The sequence below is a fragment of the Halomonas sp. TP35 genome (genome assembly GCF_052375975.1).
In the GTDB taxonomy this organism is placed as follows: domain Bacteria; phylum Pseudomonadota; class Gammaproteobacteria; order Pseudomonadales; family Halomonadaceae; genus Vreelandella; species Vreelandella citrativorans.
Map to the genome: position 1 here is coordinate 1 of NZ_JBQSUZ010000033.1, position 3,935 is coordinate 3,935.

A 3,935-nucleotide genomic window follows, 5' to 3' on the forward strand; every position below is an offset into this window, starting at 1 on the left:
CCATCACCGAGCTATTGGCGCTGGAATCTGAGCCAACAGCCAAGCTGCTGCAAGAAAACGCTTACCGGGAGCTGCTGCTACGCCAACGTATCAACGAAGCGGCCCGCGCGGTGCTGCTGCCCTACGCCGTGGGGGCAGACTTGGATAACGTGGCGGCACTGATGAGCACAGGGCGTTTGGTGATTGACCCCGGCGACCCGGCGGCCACGCCGCCGGTGCCACCGACGCTGGAAAGCGATGCTGCTTTACGTATTCGCGCGCAAGAAGCCTGGGAGGGCCTGTCACCGGGCACGCGCCAAGGCTACGAGCACGCTGCGCGTAGTGCCGATGGCCGGGTGCGTGACGTGCGCGCCCTAAGCCCCGCGCCTGCTGAAGCGCTGGTGGTGGTGCTAAGCCACAAAGGCGACGGCGTGGCTAGCACCGAGCTGCTTGAGGTTGTCGAAACGCGGCTGCTCAACGACGACGGCCCCCGCATCATCGGCGACCGGCTGACGGTGCAGTCGGCTGACATCGTTGAGTATGAGATTGATGCTGTGCTGCACCTCTATGACGATGCCAGCCCCACCGCCGAGCTGACACTGAACGAAGCCCACCGCCTCACCGCCGAGTTCGTGCAGATGCATCACCGCCTGGGGCGGCCGCTAGGCGTTTCCGTCTACCGCGACGCGATCAAAGCCGCAATGCATGCCCCCGGCGTGATGCACGTCGAGCTGACCCAGCCCGCCGAGCATGTCCTGACCTTGCCCACCCAGGCCGCCCGCTGCACAGGTGTAAAGATCGCATTGGGAGGTGGCTATGCCGACGGATGATCGACGCCCCCTGCTGCCACCCAACGCGACACCTTTGGAGCGTGCCGCCGCTGAGGCGCTGGCCGAGATACAGCGCGTGCCGATCCCGCTGCGCGATTTGATCGACCCGTGGCGCTGCCCGGCACGCCTGCTGCCCCATCTCGCCTGGAGCTGCTCAATTGACCGCTGGGACGCGGCATGGAGTGAACAGACAAAACGCCAGGTGATCGCTGATTCGTTCTACATCCATGCGCATAAGGGGACGCTGGGCGCGCTCAAGCGGGTAGTAGAACCGTTCGGCTACGTGATTGATGTGGTGGAGTGGTGGCAGGAAAAACCGCCGGGGCCGCGCGGCACGTTCGCGCTGCGTATCGGCGTCGAGGACCACGGCATCGATGAGGAGACGTATTGGGAGCTTGATCGGTTGATCGACAACGCCCGACCGCTGACGAGGCCACTAGCAGGGCTGTCGGTGGAGATAAGCACCGATCTTGCGCTATTCGGCGGTGTGATCACCCACGATGGCGACCTGCTCGATGTGTGGCCGTGGCAATCCTCCGACATTGATGTGGCCATGCCCAACCGGCACGCCATTCATTCTTCTGACCATGACATTATGGAGGTTTCTATCCATGGCTGATGTGGATGCCAACACCCAGTTTGGCGGCTTTCTTACCCAAATGGGCATCAACCGCCGCGACAATGCGGTAGCGCAAAACCGTACATGGCGCATCACCCACCTGCTGTTGGGAGATGGCGGCGGCAGGCTGCCGACGCCGGACCCACACGCCACCGGCCTGGTTAACGAGGTATACCGTGCGCCCATCAATCATCTCTATCAGGACCCCGACAACCCTGGCATATTAATCGTCGAAATGGTCATTCCGCCTGAAATCGGCGGCTGGTGGATCCGAGAGCTGGGCGCCGAGGATGAGGATGGTCACTTCGTGGCCGCCGCGAACTGCCCACCCTCCTACAAGCCACAGTTGCCGCAAGGCTCGACGCGCGATCAGACGGTTCGGATGCGCCTTATCACCTCGCATATCGACCATATCGAGCTGAAGATCGATCCGAGTATCGTGACGGCCTCTCGCGCCTGGGTGGAGGTTCACGTCGATGAGCGTGCCGCCACGGCAGCGGAAACCGAGGCGGGGGAAAGCGAGCGGAAATTCATCACCCCGAAAATCCTCAAGCCATTGCTCGATACACTCGGCAACGCGATCTCCACGGTCGCGCAGACCCTGACTCAGCACCGCTCAAGCGGCGATCACGACGAGAGATATGCACGTCGCGGGCAGAATCTGGGCGACCTCACCAATGCAGGCACTGCCCGGAGTAATTTGGGCCTGGGCACGATGGCAACCCGCGCAGCAGGGACCGGTGGCAACTCGTTCCGCACGAACACTCAGAACGATGACCGTTTTGTCCAGCAGAGCCGCCAGATCAGTACCGGTACTGGCCTCAACGGGGGCGGCAACTTAAGCGCTAACCGCACGCTATCGCTGGATAACGCCACTATCACCAGCCTAAGCCGAGCTGACAGCGCTGTTCAGCCCGCCCGCACGATCACGGCTGGTGGTGGCCTCAGCGGCGGAGGAAATTTATCAGCCAATAGAACACTAAGCGTCGATAGCTCAGTAGTGCGCACCTCCCGTGCCATTAATACCGGCACCGGCCTCAGCGGGGGCGGTAATTTATCGGGAAACCGAACACTGAGTGTTGATAGTAGTGTTATACGGATTGGTGATTTTGCTAACAGTCTGGCAGCGAACGGCTGGCAACCATTACCCGGTGGACTGATATTGCAGTGGGGTCAAGTGAATAACTACTCTCAGTCAACATTAAACGTGACGTTTAATATTCAGTTTCCCAGTACGTGTGTTGCATTCATGCCGACCCACTTAGTCGAGTCAGATGACAAATTCTTTTTCGCACAACCAACGGCTAGAAACAGGTCTGGCGGTAATCTGGCAATCTACTCTGGTTCAGCGGGGATCAACAATAGCATTATGGGAAACACCACCCCTGTAACAGTCGGCTGGATGGCACTTGGCTACTAAATCCAAGGAAATCAACATGCAATATTATTATAGCGCCTCTGAAAACGGCTTCTTCGTTGATACCGTCAATGGTTCCCCCACTCTAAATGTGCCAGACCCTGATTTTAAGTGGCCAATGATCGAAGTGCCCGATCCTGACCACCAAGGCGAAGGCGCCGCGCCATTGATTGAGGTGCGCGACGACTCCGTTGAACCGCCGATGATCGACGTGCCGAACCCTGATTGCACACTGCCCGGCGACGCAGTCGAAATTAGTGACGAGTACCACCAGAAGCTGCTCGCAGGCCAAGGCCACAAACGCATAACGGCAGATGAAAGCGGCTATCCTGTACTCACTGACCCGCCCCCTATCTCACTCGACGGCCTCGCTGAACAGAAGCGCGCCGAGATAGATGCCGCCCGTGATGCTGCATTCGCTGCAGGCCTGGAGTACGACTTCAACGGCGAAACCGATGTAGTGCAAACTCGCCCGCAGGACCAAGTCAACCTGCTGGGCTTACGGGCCAAAGCGGAAGCGGCCATAGATCAAGGCGCCACTGATCAAGTGATGAAATTTCGCGGAGAGAACAACGTCACCCACTACTTAACGCCCGATGAGATGTACACCCTGACCAACGATGCGCTCGCGCACATTGAGGGTATTTATGACCATAGCTGGGAGCGAAAGGACGCGATTGATGTGGCGTTAGAAGATGATGATAGGGAAAAAATTGAGCAACTATTTTGGTGAATGTCGAGTTGGATGCCTTTAAGGGCGCCGCCTACTCCGTGATTCGCATGAAAAATGGTTGATCAACCTAAATTGAGGAGCACCATCAATGTTTTCTCTAACAGCCCGCCAATTGGCGGGCTTCTTCACTAGCTCTCATCGAACTGGTTCATAATCCAGATCAGTATATCGATCAGACGCAACACTCGCAGGATCCACAAAAGACACTTTTTCCACATGAGCTCATTTCCTCCAGATTTTTGGGGCTCATATGTGTATAAGGGGCAGTTTTCGGCTTAGTGCCCATTTCTTGAAGATTTACCTGATCACGTAGAGTTTGATGTGGTGGAATCCGTCGCACAAAAGCTCGTAGTAACA

General features: G+C 57.9%; 4 protein-coding genes. All 4 read left to right on the plus strand.

Annotation, left to right across the window (positions count from 1 at the left end; all coding sequences use genetic code 11):
• Positions 1 to 809 (plus strand): baseplate assembly protein (locus ACT3RU_RS17865; RefSeq protein WP_483392975.1); only part of this gene is annotated, 809 nt, incomplete at its 5' end.
• Positions 796 to 1,428 carry a phage tail protein I gene (locus tag ACT3RU_RS17870; RefSeq protein WP_483392976.1) on the plus strand — a complete coding sequence of 211 codons (633 nt, stop codon included), beginning with the start codon at positions 796 to 798 and terminating at the stop codon, positions 1,426 to 1,428. The genes ACT3RU_RS17865 and ACT3RU_RS17870, both read left to right, overlap by 14 nt.
• The gene (locus ACT3RU_RS17875) at positions 1,397 to 2,848 is read left to right on the plus strand and encodes a phage tail protein (protein WP_192528692.1); all 1,452 of its coding nucleotides are present in this window, start codon (positions 1,397 to 1,399) and stop codon (positions 2,846 to 2,848) included. The genes ACT3RU_RS17870 and ACT3RU_RS17875 overlap by 32 nt, the downstream gene beginning before the upstream one ends.
• A gap of 16 nt (positions 2,849 to 2,864) precedes the next feature.
• The gene (locus tag ACT3RU_RS17880; RefSeq protein WP_192528691.1) at positions 2,865 to 3,578 is read left to right on the plus strand and encodes a DUF4376 domain-containing protein; all 714 of its coding nucleotides are present in this window, start codon (positions 2,865 to 2,867) and stop codon (positions 3,576 to 3,578) included.
• Positions 3,579 to 3,935 lie beyond the last annotated feature (357 nt).